At 65.1% G+C, this 1,274-nt stretch carries 1 protein-coding gene; it reads left to right on the top strand.

The window, feature by feature from the left end:
- Nucleotides 1-24 precede the first annotated feature (24 nt).
- Nucleotides 25-1,266, top strand: a complete 1,242-nt coding sequence (gene arcA / locus DXC90_RS09430) for an arginine deiminase (RefSeq protein WP_117735747.1) — start codon at nucleotides 25-27, stop codon at nucleotides 1,264-1,266.
- Nucleotides 1,267-1,274: the final 8 nt, after the last annotated feature.

The following is a 1,274-nucleotide window of genomic DNA, read 5'->3' as shown; positions in this document are numbered from 1 at the left end:
GGCCCGAAAGAAAGGTAGGAGGCCATGACGAAAGGTCTGCACGTGCCTTCCGAGATCGGCAAGCTCAGGAAGGTCTGCCTGCACCGTCCCGGCGACGAGCTCCTCAACCTGCCGCCCGACGAGCTCGAGCGACTCCTGTTCGACGACGTCCCGTTCTTGGAGGTCGCGCAGCAGGAGCACGACACCTTCGCCCAGATCCTGAGGGACCAGGGCGTGGAGGTGCTCTACCTCGAGAACCTCGTCGCCGAGGTGTTCGACCAGGTCCCCGGCGCCCGCGCCGAGTTCACCGACCAGTACATCGCCGAGGCAGGCATCCGCGGCCAGCGCATGCCGCAGATCGTCCGCGAGAAGCTGGACTCCATCGAGGACAACCTCGAGTTCGTCAAGAAGACCATGGCCGGCATGACCAAGGCCGAGATCGACATGCCCCTCACGGCGTCCACGACCCTCGACTCCCTGGTCAACTCCGAGTCCGAGTCCGACCTGATCATCGACCCGATGCCCAACCTCTACTTCACCCGCGACCCGTTCGCGGTCGTCGGCGAGGGCGTCAACCTCAACCGCATGTACTCGGTCACCCGCAACCGCGAGACCCTGTACGGCAAGTACGTCTTCAAGTACCACCCCGACTACAAGGACGTCTCCCTGTACTTCCGCCGCGACTGCCAGTTCCACACCGAGGGCGGCGACGTGCTGAACATCAACGAGAAGACCCTCGCCGTCGGCATCTCCCAGCGCACCCAGGCAGCCGCCATCGACGTCATGGCCCAGAACATCTTCTGGAACTCCGACTCCAAGGTCGAGCGCATCCTGGCCTTCGACATCCCGGTCTCGCGCGCCTTCATGCACCTCGACACGGTCTTCACCCAGATCGACGTCGATAAGTTCACGATCCACCCCGCCATCATGGGCACCCTGCGCGTCTACGAGCTGACCGCCGGCAAGAACCCGGGCGAGGTCAACATCCGCCTGATCGAGGACACCCTCGAGCACGTCCTGGAGGACGCCACCGGCGTCGACCAGGTCAAGCTGATCCCCTGCGGCGGCGGCGACCCGATCGCGGCCTCCCGCGAGCAGTGGAACGACGGCTCCAACACCCTGTGCGTCGAGCCCGGCAAGATCTGCGTCTACGCCCGCAACACCGTCACCAACGACGTGCTGTACAAGGAGGGCCTGGACCTTCTCGTCGTGCCCTCCGCCGAGCTCTCCCGCGGCCGTGGCGGCCCGCGCTGCATGAGCATGCCCTTCTGGCGCGAGGACCTCTAAGGTTTTCA

The sequence above is a fragment of the Collinsella sp. TF09-1AT genome (genome assembly GCF_003436895.1).
In the GTDB taxonomy this organism is placed as follows: Bacteria; Actinomycetota; Coriobacteriia; order Coriobacteriales; family Coriobacteriaceae; genus Collinsella.
Note: the sequence above shows the minus strand (reverse complement) of the source record. Positions and strands in the feature narration are given on the sequence as shown.

Coding starts and splice junctions, on each gene's coding strand:
- arcA (WP_117735747.1), top strand. CDS start 25: ATGACGAAAGGTCTGCACGTGCCTTCCGAGATCGGCAAGCTCAGGAAG.